The 21,750-nt window shown below is 67.6% G+C and carries 10 protein-coding genes; 7 read left to right on the top strand and 3 right to left on the bottom strand.

Annotated elements, in window-relative coordinates; genetic code table 11:
• Positions 1 to 37 precede the first annotated feature (37 nt).
• Positions 38 to 1,510, top strand: a complete 1,473-nt coding sequence (locus IE302_RS39580; RefSeq protein ID WP_191259595.1) for a PucR family transcriptional regulator — start codon at positions 38 to 40, stop codon at positions 1,508 to 1,510.
• On the opposite strand, the gene IE302_RS39575 is transcribed toward IE302_RS39580, so the two are convergent.
• Positions 1,494 to 2,228 (bottom strand): cache domain-containing protein, encoded by a 735-nt coding sequence (locus tag IE302_RS39575; protein WP_191259594.1) that lies wholly within the window; start codon positions 2,226 to 2,228, stop codon positions 1,494 to 1,496. The genes IE302_RS39580 and IE302_RS39575 overlap by 17 nt on opposite strands.
• A 32-nt stretch (positions 2,229 to 2,260) precedes the next feature.
• Positions 2,261 to 3,004: a FadR/GntR family transcriptional regulator gene (locus tag IE302_RS39570; protein WP_191259593.1), complete on the bottom strand. Its 744-nt coding sequence runs from the start codon at positions 3,002 to 3,004 to the stop codon at positions 2,261 to 2,263.
• A gap of 158 nt (positions 3,005 to 3,162) precedes the next feature.
• On the opposite strand from IE302_RS39570, the gene IE302_RS39565 reads away from it, so the two are divergent.
• From IE302_RS39565 to IE302_RS39545, 5 genes are all read left to right on the top strand, one after another.
• On the top strand, positions 3,163 to 4,584 hold the full coding sequence (locus tag IE302_RS39565) for a gamma-aminobutyraldehyde dehydrogenase (protein ID WP_191259592.1): 1,422 nt from the start codon (positions 3,163 to 3,165) through the stop codon (positions 4,582 to 4,584).
• Between the two features lie 20 nt (positions 4,585 to 4,604).
• On the top strand, positions 4,605 to 5,699 hold the full coding sequence (locus tag IE302_RS39560) for an ABC transporter ATP-binding protein (RefSeq protein ID WP_373308081.1): 1,095 nt from the start codon (positions 4,605 to 4,607) through the stop codon (positions 5,697 to 5,699).
• Positions 5,700 to 5,725: 26 nt separating this feature from the next.
• On the top strand, positions 5,726 to 6,931 hold the full coding sequence (locus IE302_RS39555; protein ID WP_191259590.1) for an ABC transporter substrate-binding protein: 1,206 nt from the start codon (positions 5,726 to 5,728) through the stop codon (positions 6,929 to 6,931).
• A 77-nt stretch (positions 6,932 to 7,008) separates the two neighbouring features.
• Positions 7,009 to 7,893: an ABC transporter permease gene (locus tag IE302_RS39550; protein WP_191259589.1), complete on the top strand. Its 885-nt coding sequence runs from the start codon at positions 7,009 to 7,011 to the stop codon at positions 7,891 to 7,893.
• 9 nt (positions 7,894 to 7,902) lie between these two features.
• Entirely contained in the window at positions 7,903 to 8,709 is an 807-nt protein-coding gene (locus IE302_RS39545; protein WP_191259588.1) for an ABC transporter permease, read from the top strand.
• 53 nt (positions 8,710 to 8,762) lie between these two features.
• Here the strand turns inward: IE302_RS39545 and IE302_RS39540 are convergent, their stop codons facing one another.
• Positions 8,763 to 11,744 (bottom strand): PQQ-dependent sugar dehydrogenase, encoded by a 2,982-nt coding sequence (locus IE302_RS39540; RefSeq protein WP_191259587.1) that lies wholly within the window; start codon positions 11,742 to 11,744, stop codon positions 8,763 to 8,765.
• 437 nt (positions 11,745 to 12,181) lie between these two features.
• On the opposite strand from IE302_RS39540, the gene IE302_RS39535 reads away from it, so the two are divergent.
• Positions 12,182 to 21,745, top strand: a complete 9,564-nt coding sequence (locus IE302_RS39535; protein ID WP_191259586.1) for an RHS repeat-associated core domain-containing protein — start codon at positions 12,182 to 12,184, stop codon at positions 21,743 to 21,745.
• Positions 21,746 to 21,750: the final 5 nt, after the last annotated feature.

Genomic DNA, 21,750 nt, shown 5'->3' with positions numbered 1-21,750 from the left:
GACATCTTGTCGATATCGAGGCGTAGAGTTGGACAACATGGCACTGACGCTCGCCGCCCTCGTGGCCGAACGCCCGCTCGGCCTGCGCGTGCGGGCGGCGGAGGCCGGGCTCGACCGGCCGATCGGCTGGGTCCACCCCACCGAACTGACCGACCCGCAGGCCTTCCTCGAAGGCGGCGAACTGCTGCTGACCACCGGTCTCGCCCTCGACGAGACCACGTCACCGGGGTACATCCGGCGGCTGGTCGACGCGGGGGTGGCCGGACTCGGTTTCGGTGTCGGCCTCAGCCACGAGAGCATCCCCCGGTCCCTTGTGGACACCGCCGAAGAGGTCGGGCTCCCGGTGCTCGAAGTGCCGAGGAAGACGCCGTTCATCGCGATCACGCGCGCGGTCTCCCGGGCGGTCGCCGCCGACGAGTACGCCTCGCTCGTGCGCACCGGCAAGGGGCAGCAGGAACTGACCAGGACCGCCGTCGGCAAGGGCGGACCCGGCGGAGTGGTGCGCAAACTGGCGAAGCTGGTCGACGGCTGGGTGCTCCTGCTCGACTCCGCGGGCGCGGTCACCGAAGCCGCGCCGTCGTCCGCGCGGCCTTTCGCCGACGAGGTCCGGGACGACCTCGCGCGGCTGCGCGCGGGCACGCTGGTGACCGTGGCGGGGGAGTACGAGGTCGTCCTGCAGACCCTCGACACCCGTGCGCGCGGCGTGCTCGTGGTCGGGACCCGCGAGCCGCTCGACGCCGCGGGGCAGCACATCGTCAACACCGCGGTGTCGTTGCTTTCCCTTGCGCTGGAACAGAAACGGGAACACGTCGTCGCGTTGCGGCGGCTGCGATCGGGGCTGTGCGATCTGCTCGCGGCGGGGCAGGCGGAACTCGCCACACGGACGATGAAGTCGCTCTGGGGCGGGGTTCCGGAGGCACCGTGGTCCGTTCTGGCCGTCACCGGCCCGGCGGGCGGGCGGCGGTCGCTCGCCGACGCGCTCGACGCCGAAGTGTCCGGGGAGCAGGTGTTCTTCGGCGAGTCCGGGCAGTTCGTGGTCGCGTTCGGCGACGTGGACACCGTCGCCCGGCAGGCTTCCCGGATCGGCGGGCTGCGCGCCGGGCTGTCCGATCCGGTGTCCACAGTGGATTTCCCGATCGGGCTCCGGCAGGCGAAACAGGCGGCGGAAGCGGCGAAGGCCGAGCGAGCGCCGCTGGTCCGGTTCGCCGAACACGCCGGACGCGGCTTCCTGGAGATGGTCGATTCCCAAGCGGCGCAAGCGTTTTCGGACAGTCTGCTGGCGCCGTTGCGGCAGCACGACGAAACCGGCCGGGGCGAACTGGTCGCCTCGCTGACCTGCTGGCTGGAGCACCACGGTCATTGGGATCTGGCGTCCGCGCGGCTCGGCGTCCATCGGCACACCCTGCGCAACCGCATGCGCAAGGTCGCCGAACTGACCGGCCGTGATCTCGATTCCCCCGGCGTGCGCGCCGAATTCTGGCTCGCGCTGCAGGTCAGCGCTCGGACCTGACCAGGGCGATCGGCGAGTCCCCGCAGCGCCGCAGCTGGGTGCCGCCCTCCGTCGTGAGCGGTGCCGCTCCGGAGGACCACCACGCCGGGACGTCGACCTCGCGAACGAGCGATCCGGTGGCCTGCCGCGCGTTGTTCGAGACGATCACGCGGCCCTGGGCGTTGACCAGTGCCGCGCGCCCGCCGAGGGCGCGAAGCTTCAACTGCAGCAGGCGCTCGACTTCGCGCACGTAGATGTCCGCGCCGACGACGCCTGCGAACGCACCGTCACGGAGTACCGGGACGGTGAACGTCAGGGTGTACTCGTCTGTGCAGAGGTAGTCGACGTACGGGCCGTTGATGTGGCGGCGGCCGGTGTCGCGCGGGACGGTGAACCACGACTGCCGGGTGTAGTCGAGGAAATTGTCGCTGTCCGGATCGAGGCTGATGACCAGTTGCGCCGGTTCGGCGTCGCCGGTCTCGGTCCACCACTCGAAGCCGAATTCCTGATCGGCTAGCGCGTTCGGCGCGCTGATGAAGCCGGCGCCGACGACCAGGCCGCCGAGGACGTCGAAGACCTGCGGCCGGAGCCGGGTCAGGTCTTCGGCGGTGACATCGGCTGATGCGGCCAGGAGCCCCTCGGCGCCGGCCAGAACCGGCTTCAGCCTGCCGAAGACGTCTTCGACCAGGGCGGAAACCTGATCGACGACCTCGGAACCGGCGGACGGTGTGTCGTTCACGATGCTCACCTCGGATGCGCGGATGCCGCAGCTTAAGGGGCCAGAAGGTCTAAATGCACGTCCGCCAGCCGGTCTATCGCGTCGAGGATGTGTTCCTCGGTGAGCTTCCTGGCCAGCTCGCCGTCGCCCTGGGCGATGGCGGTGGTGATCGCGCGGTGTTCGGCGTAGGCGTTTTCCCTGGTGCCGTGCGGTTCGAGCGGCAACCAGAGCAGTCCGCCGCGCTCGCTCTGCAGCTGCACTTCTTCCCTGGTCAGTCGTGGCGACTGCGCGGCCGCCGCGACTTCGAGGTGGAACTGGCGCTCGGCGCGGGAGGCTTCGGTGCCCGTCGCGGTGCGGATGTCCTCTGTCGCCAGTTCGAGCCGCTCGACGTCTTCGGGCGAACTCCGCTCGGCGGCGAGTTTGGCCGCGGCGCCGGCGATGGCGAGGTAGTGATCGCCGACGTCTCGGAGTTCGGACAGCGAGACCGTGCGAAGGCGCTCTCGCCACGAAGCGGCCGAAGGGTTGGCAGGCGTCTTCACGAAGCTCCCGCCGCCTCGGCCGCGTCGCGTCTCCACGAGGCCCTGCTGCCGCAAGGCCACGAGCGCTTCGCGAACGGTCACGGTGGAGACGCCGAACTGGGCGGCCAGTTCGGCTTCGCTCGGCAGCTGTTCCGAGTCGGCCAGCAGTCCGAGCGTGATGGCGTCGACCAGGCGCGCGGTGACCGCTTCCGCCCGGCCGATCTGGTCGAGCGGCGCGAACATCGCCGAACGCGCGCTGTGCGACATCCCCTTACGCATGGTGGCCCTTCGCCCGAACTACTACCCGATGGAACCAATCTTGCCCCATCGTCTTGTCATTTAACATCTGGACTTATATGTTTTAGCTCCCTCGACGCCCCACAAGGGAGCAAGGGACCTTTGCTATCGCCTCACGCCCCCAGGCCCCTGGAGGTCTCGTGCAGCAGTTGAAGCACTTCATCGGCGGTGAGTACAGCGGATCCGCGTCGGGCGCGGCCGCCGACATCGTCGATCCCGTCACCGGCCGCCCGTACCGCACCGCCGCCGTCGCCGGTCCCGAGGACGTCGACCGCGCGCTCAAGGTCGCCGCCGCCGCCTTCGAACACTGGCGTGAGACAACGCCCGCCCAGCGCCAGCTCGCGCTGCTGAAGATCGCCGACGCCGTCGAAGCGCGCGCGGACGGTCTCGTACTCGTCGAATCGGCGAACACGGGCAAGCCGATCGCGCTCACCGCGGCCGAAGAACTGCCGATGATCGTCGACCAGTTGCGGTTCTTCGCGGGGGCCGCGCGTGTCCTCGAAGGACGGTCGGCGGGCGAATACATGGAAGGGCATACCTCTTTCGTGCGCCGCGAACCGATCGGCGTGTGCGCGCAGGTTACGCCGTGGAACTACCCGCTGCTCATGGCGGTCTGGAAGATCGCCCCCGCGCTCGCCGCGGGCAACACCGTGGTGCTCAAACCGGCCGACACGACCCCCGCGTCGACCCTGCTCTTCGCCGAGATCTGCGCCGAATTCCTGCCACCCGGCGTGCTCAACGTGATCTGCGGCGACCGCGACACCGGGCGAGCACTCGTCGAGCACGAGATCCCCGCGATGGTCTCCATCACCGGCTCCGTGCGCGCCGGGATCGAAGTCGCGGCTTCGGCGGCGAAGGACGTGAAGCGTGTACACCTCGAACTCGGCGGTAAAGCACCCGTAGTGGTCTTCGCCGACGCGGACATCGAAGCGGCCGCGGAAGGCATCGCCGCCGCCGGGTACTTCAATGCGGGCCAGGACTGCACCGCGGCGACGCGGGTCTTGGTCGCCGACGAGGTCCACGACGCGTTCGTCGCGGCGCTGACCCGGCAGGCGCGGGCGACCACCACCGGCAAGCCGGACGACACGTCGGTCACCTACGGGCCGCTCAACAACGCGGCCCAGTTGGACCGGGTCGCCGGTTTCGTCGACCGGCTGCCCGCGCACGCGATCGTCCACTGTGGAGGAAAGCGGCAGGGCGACGAGGGGTACTTCTACGAACCGACGGTGATCTCCGGCGTCCGCCAGGACGACGAGATCAGCCAGACGGAGATCTTCGGACCGGTCATCACCGTGCAGCGCTTCGCCTCCGAAGCCGAGGCCCTGGCCGCGGCCAACGGTGTCGAGTACGCGCTCGCGTCGTCGGTGTGGACCACCGACCACCGGCGCGCGATGCGGCTGGCCGCGAAGCTCGACTTCGGCTGCGTGTGGATCAACACGCATATCCCGCTGGTCGCCGAAATGCCGCACGGCGGCTTCAAGAAGTCCGGCTACGGCAAGGACCTCTCGCTCTACGGCCTCGAGGACTACACCCGCGTCAAGCACGTGATGAGCGCGCTGTGACGACCATCGAAAGGCACGCCATGCCTCATCAAGCGCCCACCGCCTCCGCCGAGGGGGAGCAGGGGACCTTTGCTATCGCCTCCGACGACGGTGGTGCCCCGGCGATCCGGCTGCGCGGACTGCGCAAGGAGTTCGGCCAGGTCCACGCGGTCGACGGCGTCGACCTCGACATCCCGCCCGGCGAGTTCTTCTCGATGCTCGGTCCGTCCGGCTCCGGCAAGACGACCGTGCTCCGCATGATCGCCGGGTTCGAACTGCCGACGGCGGGCACGATCGAACTGCACGGCCGCGACGTCAGCCGTCTCGCGCCCTTCGACCGCGACGTCAACACGGTCTTCCAGGACTACGCGCTCTTCCCGCACATGACCGTGCGGCAGAACGTGGAGTACGGCCTCCGGGTGAAACGCGTCCCCCGCGCGGAGCGACGCCGGCGCGCGAAGGAAGCCCTCGACACCGTCCGGCTCGGCGAGTTCGGCGAGCGCAAACCCGATCAGCTCTCGGGCGGTCAGCGTCAGCGGGTCGCCCTCGCCAGGGCCCTGGTCAACCGGCCGAAAGTGCTGCTGCTCGACGAACCGCTCGGCGCGCTCGACCTGAAACTGCGCCACACCATGCAGACCGAGCTCAAACAGATCCAGCGCGACGTCGGCATCACCTTCATCTTCGTCACCCACGACCAGGACGAGGCGTTGACGATGAGCGACCGCATCGCGGTGTTCAACGCCGGCCGTATCGAACAGGTCGGCTCCCCGGTCGAGGTGTACGAGCGGCCCGCGTCCGCGTTCGTCGCCGGTTTCGTCGGCACTTCGAACCTGCTCAGTGGCGGCGGCGCCGAGAACATCATCGGCAAACCCGGTGTGTTCAGCATCCGCCCCGAGAAGATCCGCGTGGACGCCGATCTCTCGAAATCCGCCGAGGTCGGCGAGACCAGCGCCACCGGCACCGTCACGAACACCGTCTACGCCGGCGCGACCGTGCGCTACGAGGTCACGCTCGACGCCGGCGGCCAGCTCTCCGTGGTCCGGCAGAACACCGCCGAACCCGCGGACTTCGAGGGCGGCCGCGTCCGCCTGAGCTGGTGGCACGAACACAGCTTCCGAGTCCCCGAAGCCGGTTAGCCTCCCCAGCACCGAAAGGTTGTTCGATGAAGAACAGGAAACTCGCGCTCGCCTGCCTGCTCGGCGCCGGCCTGCTCGTGGCCGCCTGCGGAACGTCCGGGTCGAGTTCGACCGCCGCCGCTCCCGGCGGGCAGGGCTTCACCCCGCCGAAACTCGACGCGCTCGCCCAGCTCGGCCAGCCGGAAGGGCAGGTCAACGTGCTGGCCTGGCCCGGCTACGCGGAGAACGGCTCGAACGATCCCGCCGTCGACTGGGTCACCGGATTCGAGAAGGAGACCGGCTGCAAGGTCAACGTCAAGGCGTTCGGCACCTCCGACGAGGCCGTGAGCTTGATGAAGACCGGACAGTACGACGTCATCTCCGCCTCCGGTGACGCTTCGCTGCGGCTCATCGCGTCCGGCGACGTCGAACCGGTGAACACCGCCCTCGTGCCGAACTACGCGGACGTCTTCGACTTCCTCAAGAACCGGCCGTGGAACAGCGTGAACAACGTCTCCTACGGCGTGCCGCACGGCTGGGGAGCGAACCTGCTGACCTGGCGAACCGACAAGGTGACCCCGGCGCCGACGTCGTGGTCGGTCATGTTCGACCCGAACAGCCCGCACAAGGGCAAGATCTCCGCCTACGACTCGCCGATCTACATCGCCGACGCCGCGCTGTACCTGCAGAACCACAAGCCGGAACTCGGCATCAAGAACCCGTACGCCTTGGACGACAAGCAGTTCCAGGCCGCCGTCGACCTGCTCAAGCAGCAGCGTCCGCTGGTGGGGGAGTACTGGTCGGACTACCTGAAGGAAAGCCAGGCGCTCAAGAGCGGTGACGCCGTCCTCGGCACCGCTTGGCAGGTGACGGTGAACGTCACCAAGGGCGAGGGCGCGCCGGTCGAGTCGGTGCTGCCGTCCGAAGGCGCGACGGGCTGGTCGGACACCTGGATGGTCGGGGCGAAGTCGCCGCACAAGACGTGCTCCTACAAGTGGCTGAACCACATCGTCAGCCCGAAGGCCAACGCCCAGGTCGCCGAGTACTTCGGTGAATCGCCCTCGAACCCCAAGGCGTGCGCCGAAACCAAGGACAAGAAGCACTGCGACACCTACCACGCCGGTGACGCCGCGTACGCCTCGAAGATCCAGTACTGGACGACGCCGATCGCGCAGTGCCTCGACGGCCGCACCGACGTCAAGTGCAAGGACTACGGCGAGTGGACCCGCGCCTGGACCGAGATCAAGGGCTGACCTCCCGAACTCCGGGAGCGGGTGGTGGTGCCCCCCAACGCCGCCCGCTCCCGGTCCCATCCCCAGGTGGAAAAAAGATGACGACCACACTCGATTCGCCGAGGCGGAAAGCGTCCGCCTACCTGTACCGCAAACCCAAGCTGCGACTGGGCATCCTGCTGTCCGCGCCGATGCTGTGGCTCGGCCTCGCCTACCTCGGCGCGCTGGCCGCGTTGTTCGTGACCGCGTTCTGGACCACCGACGCCTTCACCGGCCAGGTCGTGACCGAGTGGTCGATGGACAACTTCGTCACGCTGTTCAGCGACGCGGTGTACCGCACGATCACGCTGAGGACGGTCGGGATCGCCGCGCTGGTCACGGTGATCACCGCGATCATCGCCTTCCCAATGGCGTTCTACATGGCCAAATTCGCCTCACCGAGGGCGCGGCGGCTGCTGGTGATCGCCGTCATGACACCGCTGTGGGCGAGCTACCTGGTGAAGGCCTACGCGTGGCGGACCATGTTGTCCGGCAACGGTGTGCTGCACTGGCTGCTGAAACCGTTCGGCCTCGACACCCCCGGCTACGGTGTGCTCGCGACGGTGATCACCCTGTCGTATCTGTGGCTGCCGTACATGATCCTCCCGATCTACGCGGGTCTGGAGCGGCTGCCGAACTCCTTGGTGGACGCGTCGGGCGACCTCGGCGCGCGACCGTTCAGGACGTTCCGCTCGGTGGTGCTGCCGGTGACCTTCCCGGTGATCGTCGCGGGCTCGATCTTCACGTTCTCGTTGTCGCTGGGCGACTACATCGCGGTGAAGATCGTCGGCGGCACGTCGCAGATGCTCGGCAACGTCGTCTACGACAACATCGGCGCGGCCAACAACCTGCCGTTCGCGGCGACCGTCGCGACCGTGCCCGTGGTGATCATGCTCGCCTACCTCGCCGCCGTGCGCCGCACGGGCGCGCTGGACAACCTGTAGGAGCGCGCGATGCGGCTTTCCCGGACGACCAAGTACCTCCTGCTCGCGGCGCTCGTGCTCGGCCTCGCGGTCATCTACTTCCCGCTGCTGGTGGTCCTGCTCAATTCCTTCAACGCGGACACCACCTTCGGCTGGCCGCCGTCGAGCTTCACCCTCGAATGGTGGGAGCGGGCCGCGGAGAACGAAGGCGCGCTGAACGCGCTGGGCACGAGTGTCCAAGCAGGACTCGCGGCGACGGCGATCGCGCTGGTACTCGGCACGATGGCGGCGTTCGCGCTGCAGAAGTACCGTTTCTTCGGCCGCAACCAGGTGTCGCTGCTGATCATCCTGCCGATCGCGCTGCCCGGCATCGTCACCGGTATCGCGCTGAACAACGCCTTCCGCACGATCCTCGGCATCGACCTCGGCCTGTTCACCGCGATCGTCGCGCACGCGACGTTCTGCATCGTGGTGGTGTTCAACAACGTCGTCGCGCGCCTGCGGCGAATGGGCGGCAACCTCGAAGAGGCGTCGATGGACCTCGGCGCCGACGGGCTCACGACGTTCCGGCTGGTGACCTTCCCGATGCTGCGCTCGGCCCTGCTGGCCGGCGGCCTGCTCGCCTTCGCGCTGTCGTTCGACGAAATCATCGTCACGACGTTCACCCTCGGGACCGGGCTGGAGACCCTGCCGATCTGGATCCTGAACAACCTGTTCCGGCCGAACCAGGCGCCGATCGTCAACGTCGTGGCGGCGGTGCTGATCCTGGCTTCGACGGTGCCGGTCTATCTGGCGCAACGCCTCTCGGGCGACACGACTTCCGGCGGACGGCTGTGAAAGCGAAACGCCGGTGCGACCCTGGTGGGCCGCACCGGCGTTCACGAATTCACTCAGTACCGACGGTCTGCGACCGCTCCTGTCGTCGCGTTGTAGGTGATGTAGCCGTTCTGGAAGTCACTGCGCTTGCCGGTCGGGGTGGTGTACTCGCCGCTGATCGGGAAGCCGAGATACGACGTCTCCCAGCCGAGGTCCCGCCAGCGCAGCCGGATCGCTCCCTTGACCTCCCAGGCTTCGTTCGTGCCCCAGCGCCAATAGATCGAGTGGTCGAAGCCGCCCTGGCGGAAGTGGTTGAACTTCCCGCCGTTCCCGGGCACCCACGTCTCGTCGGTGATGGGATAGCCGAGCCCGTACTGCCAGCCGAGCGCCTCGTAGCGGTTACGGATCGATCCGTGCACTTCGAAGGCGTCCGTCGACGGCGACCAGTAGATCGAACCGTTGCCGCTGAAGTGGTTGTACCGGCCGACGTTGTCGGGCGTGGCCATTTCGTCGGTGGTCGGGTAGCCGAAGAACGTCTCCCAGCCCAGCGAACCCCACTTCTGCCAGATCCGGCCCATCAAGAAGTGCGCGCCGGTCGCCGCGGTCCAGTAGATCGAAGCGTTGTTTCTGAAGAAGTGGTTGACCCGGCCGATCCCGTCCGGTGTGCTCACCTCGTCGGTGGTCGGGAAGCCGAGTGGCCCGTTCTCGGCGTCGGTCTCCATCCACTTGGCGCGAATGGTGCCGTAGATGGCCATGGCACCGATGCTGGAAGTCCAGTAGATCGAGCCAGCACCGGTCGTCGGGCCGCCTGTGAAGTCGTTGTAGCGGCCGTTGTCCTTCCGGGCCACCAGTTCGTCGGTCTTCGGCGACCCCAGGAACGCGTGCGCCCCGAGCGCGACGTACTTGGTCAGGATCTCCCCGGCGACGACTCTCGCACCGTGCATCTGCGTCCAGTAGACCCGTCCCGTCGTGTACAGCTGCCAGTGCCCATCGCCCTCGATGAGTTCGAGGCCCACCGGAGTGCCCACCAGCGCCCGGAGAGGCGCTTCGTCGGCGTACCGCTTCTCGATCGGGGTTTGATAGTCCGCCCGCAGACCGAGACCACCGCCGGGCACGACGATCTGGCGCACCGGATCCGTGCTCTGGTTGTCCGCCCAGCGGACGAAGTTCGCCGCGTCGAGGGAGACGGACGGCGCGGTCATGAGCACCGGGGCGCCCACCGTCACCAAGCGGCTGGCTTCTTCGTTCGCGCCGACCTTGATCTGGGCCGGATGGTTCCCGACGACGGTGAGACGCGCTAGCCGCGGGTTCGCGGTGTACCGCTTGCTGGTGGTGACATTGCGGTTGTTCGTCGTCGTGGCGGTGATCAAGACGCGGGTGTCGGTCTCGCTCGGGAAGCTGATCGAGAACGCGAGCCCGGTGCCGGTCTTGAGCTGGTTGACCTCGCAGGCGGAGTTGCGAGGGCAGTGCAGTCGTTCCGCGCGCCAGCTCACGGTGAGCGGACCCTCGGTCGGATCTTCCGCGTTGGCACCGACCGAGACCGTTTCATTGACGGAGAAGACCGTCGCCGTCGGCGGGAGGATCTCGATCGTGGGGCTCGCCTCGGCCGGGACCACCGTTTGGCTGATGTTCGACACGGCGCCGTGCGGATCGCTGACCGCGAGGCTCACCGTCACCGGGTCTGCCGCCGAGTACGAGTGGCTGACGGTCTTCCCGGTTCCCGTGCCGCCGTCACCGAAGGTCCACTGGTAGGTGAGACCTTCGCGGTCCGGGTCGTCCGACGTGCTCGCGTCGAAGGAAACCGTGCGGGTGGCCGGATCGGTGGTCGCGGTGAACGACGCACGGGGAGCCTTGTTGGCGGGTTTGTAGCTCAACCTGCGCAATGTCGCCGTGGTCGCGTCGGCCACGACGATGTCACCGTTCGGGGCGGTCAGGACGGCCACCGGGTCGCCGATCGCGGAAGCCACGACGGCGAGGGATTGGGTGACCGTGCCCTTGGAGTCGAAACCCAGCGTGGAAAGGGTCTGCGCGCCTTTGTTGGCTACGAAATGAATTCCGCGGAAAGCCTCTGGGTAGGAGACTCCGGTGTAGGGAACGCCGCCGACGATGGTATCCGCGGTGCCGTGCACCGTTTCGCCGAGCGGATTGACATTCGCGACATTGGCGCACGCCGGTGCGTCGCGATAGCCCGGCGTCCGGGTCGTCCCTTCCCAGCAGGGCCATTTCAGATTCTGGCCGGGGAAGGCGAGATCGACCTCGTGGCGGGACGCCCAGCCGATGTCCGTGACGACCACGCCACCGCGGGGGTCCAGCGCGATCCGCGGATCGCGCAGCCCGCTCACGTAGTTGCGGCTTTTCCAGGACTGAGGGGCCGTCGAGTCGTAGAACGGGTTCTCCGGCATTCCTCGGCCGTCGAGGTCGACACGGAGGATCTTGCCCGTCGGATGGGCCGGGTCCAAGGCGCGCAACGCGAACGGGTCGACGTTGTCCTTGGTGGCGTCGCCGGCGGAGCGGACGGTGGCGTTGTCGCCGACGGCTACCCACAGCGAGGTGCCCGACGGGTCCACGGCCACGTCCTGGATGCCCTTGTTGTCGGCGTTGACCGGGAACTCCAGGACCGTGGACTCTTCCGCCAGCGAGGTGGGGGCGCCGGTGCCGCCCGCCTTCCACTTGCTGAGCCGGAACGCCGCGGTGGAGCCGGTCGTCACCGCGCGGGTGGTGTAGACCGCGCGGCTGGTGGCGAAGTCCGGCGCGACCGCCACGCCGGTGAGGCCGAGCGAGCCCGCGGTGTGCACCGGAAGTGAGGCGATCTGGACCGGCTGGCCACCCTGGGGCGTCAGCTGGACGGAGCCGAGCCGACCGACGGTCAGCGCGCTCCCGTCCGGGAGGTAGGCGGCGTCGGTGAGATCACCGGCCTGCTGGCCGGTGGGTGTGTCGAACAGGGCGAACCCCGTCGGCAGTACCGGTGCGGCCTGTGCCGAGGGGGCCGTCGCGACCACTGTGCCGATCAGCACCGTGGCGGCCGCAGAGACGACCAGGGATCTTCGAGTCCGCATTGGACCTTCCTTCTCCGAATACGGAGAGTGCCTTGTGCGGAAAGTGCTCACGAATGCACAAAAACTGCGACGCGCGACAGAGCAGCTCATTCTGTAACGCGACGCGACGATCCGCCCCCAGCGCCCTCGTTTCTGGTTATGAGCAAGCCGGACGCTAGCGCCTGGTCAACGCGTCGTCATTCGGCCGAAAGTGTGATTCGATCTGCGGTCGGCGAAGTTTCGTGATGTGCGCCACCCTTCTTCGTATGAATTGAGGAATCGAACTGGTGTTCGATGCACGCTTGGCTAGGTAACTGTGTCCAATCGTTCGCGGCCATTCGGCCCAACTTCGTTAAAGGGGCTTGCCCGGACACTTCGCGGCCCACCAATATCAACTCGCCGGCCTGCTCTGAAGGAGCCGAGGGCCGTTCTGGGTGGGCATCCCGAGGGGGGAAGTCATGAAGCGGATCCGTCGTCGACCTGTCCTGCGCGCGAGACTCCGGGCGGCGCTCGCGCTGCTGCTGATCGTCGCCTTGGTCGCGACGCTGGGGCCGGCGGGCTCGCAGCGGTTCTCCTCACCGGACGACGCGGAAGTCGCCGCCGGCGCGCCCGAACAGCAATCAGGCTCGGCGGAGAACGTTCCGGACCGGCCGACTCCCGACAGCGCCGCCGCACCCGCGGTGAACCGCGCGACGGCCGCGTCGCTGCAGTCGAAGTATCCGCCCCTGAACTTCCCCGAACCCTCGGCGGACAAGCGCAGCAGTGCCAAGACCGTTCCGCCGCCCGCCACGCAGGTGCGTGGGTTCGATGACAAGGCGAGCAAGGAACTGCCGCAGCAGCGCACCTCGCACAGCAGCGTCTACGACAACCCCGACGGCACCCGGACCACGGTGTACGGCCAGGATCCGCTGAACTATCCGCTGCCCGAAGGCGGCTACGGCGTCATCGATGCGCGTGCGGTGCCGGACGAGGCGGGCGGGTGGCGCAAGGCCGGTGACGCGCTCCAGGTCCACATGGGGCAGACGGCGGGCTCGATGCGGGTCAGCCCGGGTGCCGGGCAGGAAGCCGGTTTCACCCTGCTGGGTGCGCGGGCTTCGGCCGGACGCGCGGAGGGCAGCACCGTCGGCTACCCCGACGTCCTGCCGAACGCGGACCTTCAGGTCGAATTCACCGCGGGCGCGGCCAAGGAATGGTTCGTCCTCAAACGTCCCGACGCTCCGCACGCCTGGGAGTTCGCCCTCGATCTGAAGGGGCTCGAAGCGAAGATCGTCGACGGAGCGGTGGTCTTCGTCGACCAAGGCGGCGCGACCGTCCTGCGGGTTCCGGCGGGCTACATGCTCGACTCGAGCCGCCAGGAAAGCGGCGAGCCCGCGACGTCCTACGGCGTCACCTACCGGCTCGTGCCTCGCGACGGCCGCCAGATCCTGCGCGTGGAACTGGATTCCGCGTGGCTGCGCGACCCGGCCCGGGTCTATCCCGTGCGGGTCGACCCCACCGTGGTCAAGGAGTCGGTCAGCACCGGAAACCTGGTGGTGGAGAACGGGCAGCGGCGAACCAACGTGAACGAGCTGCGTATCGGCCGCAGCGGTGGCAAGACGGCCTCGAGCTATCTCCGGTTCGGCGGGATCGGCGGGGACCTGAAGGACAACCGGATCTTCGGCGCCCAGCTGCAGCTGACCAACTTCTGGTCCGGCTCCTGCACGCCGCGTCCGATGTCCGTGCACCCGGTCACCGCGGACTGGGGTTCTTCCGGGACGCCGCCGGTCGGCGCCCCGCTCGGCGGCGGTACGTTCTCGCACGGCTACATGGCACCGCTGGCGACCAGGTCCAACTGCCCGACCGCGCACGAGCTCATCGATCTGGGCGTCGGTGGCCGGGACCTCGTCCAGCAGTGGGCGGCCGGTGCGGCGAATCACGGTCTCGCCCTGCAGGCCCCGCTCGATCCTGCCGCGTGGAAGCGGTTCACCGGCTTCGGCACGGCGAACCCGCCCCGGCTGTACGTGACGCACTCGCCCTACAACGCCGAGTACCGCGTCGATCGCGCGACGCCTGAACCCCCGGTGACCCGGGCCGCCCCGGGCAAGGTCAAGATCACCGTGACCAACCGGAGCGCGCAGGAGTGGAATCCCGCCGATTTCGCACTGGGCTACCGCGTCTTCGACCGGGGTGGGAACCCGCTCGGTTCCCAGGTGGCCGCGGAGCTTCCCGGCCCGGTGGTGCGTGGGGCGTCCGTGACACTCGACGCCGAGATCAAGCCGATCGGCGTGGGCAGCTACCTGCTCGACTTCAGCATGATCCGCAAACCCGGCGACTACTTCACCGACCACCAGGTCGCGCCGGCGCGGATCGGGCTCGACGTCTACGACGTGCCGCCGTTCATCAAGCACCAGTACCCGCCCAACGGCGCGTCCGTTCAGACGCTGACCCCGCAACTGTGGGCCAACGGCATCGACGTCGACCCGCCGCCCGGCAGCACCTTGAAGTACCGATTCGAGGTGTGCCGCAAGGGTGACGACGACAATCCGGTCGACTGCTTCAGTTCCGCGTACCAGTCGAATCCCACGTGGACGGTCCCGGACAAGAAACTGTTCTGGAACAAGATCTATCTCTGGCGGTCGTTCGCCTACGACGGTGCCAACGAGAGTGAGCCGCTCCCGTTCAGCGCGATCCTCAGCGCGGTTCCCCAGCCGGCGATCACCTCGCATATGGCGATGACGCCGCACAGCGGCTCCGATCGCGACTTCGACCCGATGGTGGGCAACTACTATTCGAGCGCGGTCGACGTCCAGCTCCCGACCGCGGGCCCCGAACTGAGCGTGACCCGCACGTACAACTCGCTGGACCCGCGGCGTGACCACTGGTTCGGCACGGGCTGGGCGACGAAGTTCGACATGAAGGTGGTCCGCGACTACGCGGGGAACACTCTCGTCACGTATCCCGACGGACAGCAGCTGCGCTTCGGCCTCAACCCCGACGGCAGCTATGTCCCGCCGCAGGGCCGTTTCGCGGACTTCGCGTCCACATCGGACGGTGGATGGCGGCTCACCGACAAAACCGCGACCACCTACCGCTTCGACTCCTCTGGCAGGCTGACCGGTTACACCGACGGGGTCGGGCGTGGCGCGATCGTGCAGTGGGACGGGTACAACCTGTCCCGTGTCCTCGACATCGCCAGCGAACGTCAGCTGGTCTTCCTGGTCCAGGACGGCAAGGTCGCCAGTGTCTTCGCCACCGAGGTCAACGGCCAGGTGCGGAACTGGAGATACATCTACGAAGGAAACCGGCTGCGGCGGGTCGAAGACCCCGAGGGGAACGCCACCCAGTACGAGTACGCGGACCAGTCCAGGTTCCGCACGGTCGTGAACGACGCCTCGCCCGACGCGTATTGGCGACTCGGCGACCTGACCGGGGACGTCGCGGTCAGCCAGGTGGCGTTCAACCGGGGCAAGGACAACGGGAAGTACAAGAACGTCGTGCTCGGCGCCCCCGGCGCGCTGCCCGGTTCGGCCGACACCGCGGCGACCTTCAACGGCTCGAGTTCGGTGCTGCAGCTTCAAGACGGCGTGGTCAAGAAGAGCAGGGACCTCGCGGTCGAGCTGTGGTTCAAGACCACCGGATCCGGCGTTCTGCTGGGCTACCAGCAGAACGAGATCACCGGCGGGCTCCAGAACGCCTACACCCCGGCGCTCTATGTCGGTACGGACGGCAAGCTGTACGGCCAGTTCTCCGACGGCACGACCAACCCGATCCGTACCGCCGCCTCGGTCAACGACGGCAAATGGCACCATGTGGTGCTTTCCGGGGCTTTGGCGACACAGACGCTCCACCTGGACGGCGTCCAGGCGGGGACGAAGCAGGGCGTGATCGACCACGGCAACCAGACCAAGGTGTACGCGGGGGCCGGGTTCATCGCAGGCAACTGGCCGGCGAAGCCCGCCAACGATCACGGGTACTTCGCCGGTGCGATCGACGAGATCGCCGTCTACGGCAAGCCGCTCAGCGACGCCGTGGTCCGCGAGCACTTCCAGGCCGCGCAGCCGTCCGAAGGGCTCAGCAAGATCGTCATGCCCAGCGGCAAGGTCGCTTCGCAGGTCGAATACGACACGGTCAACGAGCGGGTGAAGACCTACACCGACCGCAACGGCGGGGTGTGGCGGCTCGGCGCGCCCGTGATCACCGGTGAGGAGAACAACCTGATCCGGACCGTGAAGTTCACGGATCCGGGGAACCGTGACCACACCTACGACTACGACCCGGTCCGGGGCCGGATCCTGCGGACGGTCACTCCGCTGGGGCTCGGCGTGCGTCCGGAAGACAAATCCGGCGAGCCGGCAGGCGAGACCGCCTACGGGATCCGTAGCTACGACTACGACGACGAGGGCAACCAGAGCACCATCGTTTCCGAGAACCTCAACGAGGTCGTGCTCGGTTTCGACAAGCGCGGGAATGTGGCCAGCAAGCGGACCTGCCTGATGGCGACGAGGTGCCAGACCGAATACTTCGGCTACTTCCTCGACCCGGGAAATCCCCTGGACCCGAGGAACGACAAGGTCGTGTGGAGCAGGGACGGCAGGTCGACGGACGCCGCCGACAACCGGTACCTGACGACGTACACCTACACCGCCAAGGGTGATCTCCTCACCCAGCAGATGCCCGACGGCGGCTCCGTCACGCACACCTACACCGACGGTACCGAGCTGGCCCTCGACAACCCTCTGCACCACGTCCCGGCGGATCTGCTGGCGTCGACACGCGGCGCGTTGGGCGACAACACGTTCTACCGGTACTACCGCTCAGGCGACCTCGGCGAGATCCAGGAACAGGCCGGGATGCGCACCCGCTTCGGTTACGACGCGGGCGGGCGCAAGACCTCGGCCACGGTCTATACGGCGGCTCATCCCGACGGCGTCAAGACCACCTACGAGTACGACGCGTTCTCCCGGGTGATCGCGGAGACCGGGCCGGAGACGACGAACCCCGTCACCGGCGTGAAGCACACAGCCCGGACCACGACGTCTTACGACAAGGACGGGAACGTCGAGCGGGAAGAGGTCTCGGACCTCACCGGCGGTGATCGGCCACGGGTGACGACGCGTGGGTACGACGATCACGGCAGGCTCGTCCACGTCGTGAATCCCGAAGGCAAGGAAACCCGCTACGGCTTCGACGTCTTCGGCAACCGGACGTCCGTGATCGACGCGAGCGGCGTGAAGAGGTCGTACGCGTACACGGCCAGGAACGAGGTCGCCGAGGTCCGGCTGCACGGCTGGCACGGCGGGGTGGTCGACCCGGCCGACGGTGACGGCAGGCCCGGGGACGGCGAGGGCGACCCCGATCCCGGGAACTCCAAGCCGACGGTGCTCGAGTCCTTCCGGTACGACGAATCAGGCAGGCAGATCCTGCACGTCGACGCGATGGGCCGGACGACCCGGAACAACTACTACGCCAACGACCTCATCGCGCAGGTGGTGGCCGAGGGGTACCGCGACCCGGTCACCGGGAACGTGCGCGATGTCCTGCTGGAGAACAACACCTACGACGGTGCCGGAAACCTGATCAAGCAGACCACCGCGGGAAACCGGACCACGACCTACGAGTACGACGCCGTCAGCAGGCTGACCGTGACGAACGAGGACTCGGGCGGGCTGGAACGGCGTACGCAGTTCACTTACGACCGCGGTGGCAACGTCGTCCGAACCGAAAAGTCCGGAAACCCCTCGAACACCGTCACCGGGCAGGCGAACCTCACCGAAACCACGGACTTCGTCTACGACTCCACGGGTAAACGCATCGAACAGACTGTCCACAATGGTCAGGAGAAGCTGATCACGCGGTGGTCGTACGACGAGCGCGGCATGCCGATCAGCATGACCGATCCTCGTGGCAACCTCGGTCAGGATCCCTCGGCCGCGTTCACCACGAAGATGGAGTACGACGAGCTGGCCAGGCCTATCCGGGCCACGGGCCCGCGGGTCCGTACGGAGTCCGGTGGCGGTGCGGCAGCCGACACGCAGGCGACCATGGTCACCGGCTATGACACCTTCGGATCGGTCACGCACACGAAGGATCCGCTGGGCCGGGTCACCACGGCGGAATACGACCGGCTCGGCCAGCTGGTCAAGTCGAGCCTGCCGGCGTACACGCCACCCGGGAGCTCGGCTGCGATCACCCCGAGCAAGGAGATCCGGTACGACTCCGTGGGGCGGGTGATCAAGCAGATCGACGCGCGGAGCCACACCACCGAGCTGCGTTACGACCAGCTGGGGAGGCTGCTGGAGCGACAGGATCCGAAGGCCGACGGCACGGCCAGCGGAGTGTGGAAGTACTCGTACACGATGACCGGTCTCCCGTTGTCGGCGACTTCTCCGACCGGAGCCCGTGTCGAGGCGACGTACGACGAACTGGGACGCAAGGTCACTTCGACCGCGATCGAGCGGTTCCCGAAACCGGCCTCGGCCACCACCAGTTACACCACCAAGTACCGGTACGACGACGCCGGCAATGTCGTCTTGGTCGAGAACCCCGCCGGGGAGAAGGCCAAGAGCACCTACGACAAACTGAACCAGTTGATCACCGCCGTCGACCCGGCGGGAGTGACCACCCAGCGGGGCTATGACCGGCAGGGCCGCGCGGTCCGGGAGAGCGACGGGGCGGGCGTCACGAAGCGTCTCGACTACGACCTGGCCGGTCGCCGGGTGTCCGAGTTCGACGTCGACGCCGGCTGGAATCCCACCAAACCCGCTTTGCGGGAACGTAAATTCACCTACGACCTCGCCGGCAACGTGAAGACGGCCGAGGACTGGGAGAAGCGCGTCACGACGTTCTCCTATGACGCGGCGAACCGGCTGTCCAGCCAGATCGAACCCGTTGCCGACGGCAAGACGATCACGACGTCGTTCGGCTACGACGCCGCAGGGAACCGCACCAGGTTCACCGACGGCCGGACGAACAAGACCGTCTTCACCTACAACAGCCTGAACCTGCCCGAGTCGGTGATCGAGCCGTCGACCGCCGCGCATCCCGCGGCGGCGGACCGGACCTGGACGCAGTCCTACGACGCGGCGGGGAACGCCACCCGGTTGACCGCGCCCGGCAATGTGACCCGGGACCGGACCTTCGACGCCCTCAACCGCATGCTCACCGAGTCGGGCACGGGCGCGGAGACTCAGACGAAGACCAAGGAGCGTGCCTACGACGCCGACGGCAGGCTGCTGGTGGCCGGCCAGAACGGGTTCACCTACAACGACCGGGGCGGTCTGCTGACCGCGACGGGCACCTCCGGAAACTCGTCGTTCGAGTACGACGCCGCCGGGCGCGTCAGCACCCGCAAGGACGCCGCCGGGACCACCGGCTACGGCTACCTCAAGGGGCGTCTGGATTCCGTCACCGACGGCGCGACCGGCGGCCGCCTCACCTACGGCTACAACGAGGCGGGGAAGGTCAAGACCGTCGACTACGGCGCCGGCCGGGTCCGGACCTACGACTACGACAACCTCGCGCGGCCGAAGTCCGACGTCCTCAAGGATGCCAACGGCACGGTTCTCTCGTCGATCGCCTACACCTACGACCCCAACGACCGGGTCAAGACGAAGACCACCGCCGGGCTGGCCGGTTCGGGGCAGAACAGCTACGCCTACGACTACCAGGGGCGGATGCTGTCGTGGACCGATCCGGCGGGCAAGGCGACCGAGTACGGCTGGGACGACTCCGGGAACCGGATCAAGGCGGGCGGCAAGAACGCCACCTACGACGAACGGAACCGTGTCCTCGCGGACGGCGACTACACCTACGCGTACTCGCCGCGCGGCTCGCTGGCTTCGCGCACCTCGTCGGGACTCGAGGAGAAGTACTCCTTCGATGCCTTCGACAGGCTGGTGAAATTCGGTTCGACCGAGTACACCTACGACGACCTCGATCGGCTCGCGACCCGTGGCGGCCAGCAGTTCTCCTACGCGGGCATGGAAAGGGACGCGGTCAGCGACGGTTCCTCACGCTTCGGCCGCGGTCCTGACGGCTCACTGCTGTCGCTTTCGCAGGGAACCGATTCCCGGCTCACGCTTTCCGACCGGCACGGCGACGTTGTCGGCGCACTGGCACCCGCGTCGGGCGGCGTCGTCGACTCGACGGCGTACGACCCGTACGGCAAGCGGATCGCGTCGACCGGTGCTTCGCGGTCGGTCGGTTTCCAGGGCGACTGGACGGATCCCGACAACGGGAACGTCAACATGGGGGCGCGGTGGTACCAGCCGGGTTCCGGCACCTTTGCCTCCCGCGACAGCATCGAGCTGCCGTTCTCGCCGTCGATCAGCGCCAACCGGTACTCCTACGTCCTCGGCTCGCCGCTGAACTTCTTCGACCCCGACGGTCACGGCTGGTTCAGTGATCTGTGGGACAAGGCGGGCGGCATCGTGCACACCGCGCTGGACGTGGCGGGCATGATCCCCGGCATCGGCGAGATCGCCGACCTCGCCAACGCCGCGATCTATGCGGTGGAGGGAGACTGGGAGAACGCCGCTTGGTCGGCGGCGGGCGCGATCCCGTTCGGCGGCAACGCCGCGACCGCGGCGAAGTGGGCACGCAAGGCCGGTGACTTCATCGGCGGCAGCCGCCGGGCCGGCCGGTACGCCGACGACGCCATCGATCTCGGTCGTCGGTATGGCGACGACGTCGCCGGCGCGGCGCGCCGAACCGCAGGTGACGCCGCCGCTTCCGCTGCTCGCAAGGCTTCCGCTGTCGCGGCCGCACGTAAGGCCGCTGCTGCGGCCGCGGCCGCAGCGGCTCGACGGGCAGCGGCGATCCTGGCGAAGAAGAAGGCTGTCGCGGCCGCCGCCCGCGGCGCCGCGGAGAAGACGGCGAAGCGGAATCCGATCCCGACGTTGAAGGCGGCGCTGAAACCGGTCTTCAAGGGCACGGATTTGGTGTCGTCGTCGCCGCTGACGCCGGCGCGGGTGGTGCAGTCGTTCAAGGCCAACGTGCAGGACGCCGGCCGGGTCACCGACTTCTTCAAGAAGCAGGTGGTCGGGGACGGGAACATCATCCAGAACGTCGCCGAGACCGTGACCGCGGTGTCGGAGATCGCCCAGTCCGGTGCCACTCCTGAAGACGCGCTTTCCGCGCTTGGCGGTTTCGCCGGCCGGAACAAGGGGCGGGGCAAGCACCACGACGAATCTTCGAGTAGTCCTGCCGGGAAGTGCGCGACCAACAACAGTTTCGACCCGAACACGCTGGTGGTGATGGGCGACGGATCCCGTAAGCCGATCAAGGACGTCAAGGTCGGCGACAAGGTCCTGGCGAAGGACCCGACGACAGGTCGCACTGCGGTCCGGGTGGTGACGGATACCCGCTCACACGCGAGTCAGCGGACTCTGGTGGAGGTCGGTGTCGCGAGTGGTGCCGATCGTGGGTCCCTGGTGGCGACGGACGAGCATCCGTTCTGGGTCGAGTCGGAGAAGCGGTGGTCTCACGCTGTTGATCTGAAGGCCGGGCATCGGCTTGAGACCGGGGATCACCGGGATGCAACTGTTACGGGGACGCGGTCTTGGTCGGAGACCCGGCGGGTCTACAACCTGACCGTCGACACGGACCACACGTACTTCGTCGTCGCAGGTCAGACGCCAGTCCTCACGCACAACTGCGGACGTGAGGCTAGAGCAGCAGCGCAATCGGCGCCCGCGGACGCCACAATGAGCGCGGCAGCTCGGTTCCGGGGTACGGATATGGTTTCCACAGGTCACTCTGGTCATTCGTCTCGCCCCGCCTATTTCGAGCCCGAGATTGATTCCGTTCTTGCGGATGGTGGGCAGATCGCTGGCCGCGGAGCCGATAACTGTGCCGAGATCCGGGCATGCAATGCTCTAATCGCCGAACATGGAGCCGATTTTGAGGAACAAGTCGGGCGCTCGCTGCGGTTGAGCGACATCGAGTTCTTGACCGTTCGCAGTGCCACGGGTGCCCCAGAAGCGGCGTGCTTATCCTGTCAGAGTGTTCTTGTTCGGCGTGGAGCGACAGACCTATCGAGGTGAAAAAG

It is taken from the genome of Amycolatopsis oliviviridis, assembly GCF_014654365.1.
Taxonomy (GTDB): Bacteria; Actinomycetota; Actinomycetes; order Mycobacteriales; family Pseudonocardiaceae; genus Amycolatopsis; species Amycolatopsis oliviviridis.
Note: the sequence above shows the minus strand (reverse complement) of the source record. Positions and strands in the feature narration are given on the sequence as shown.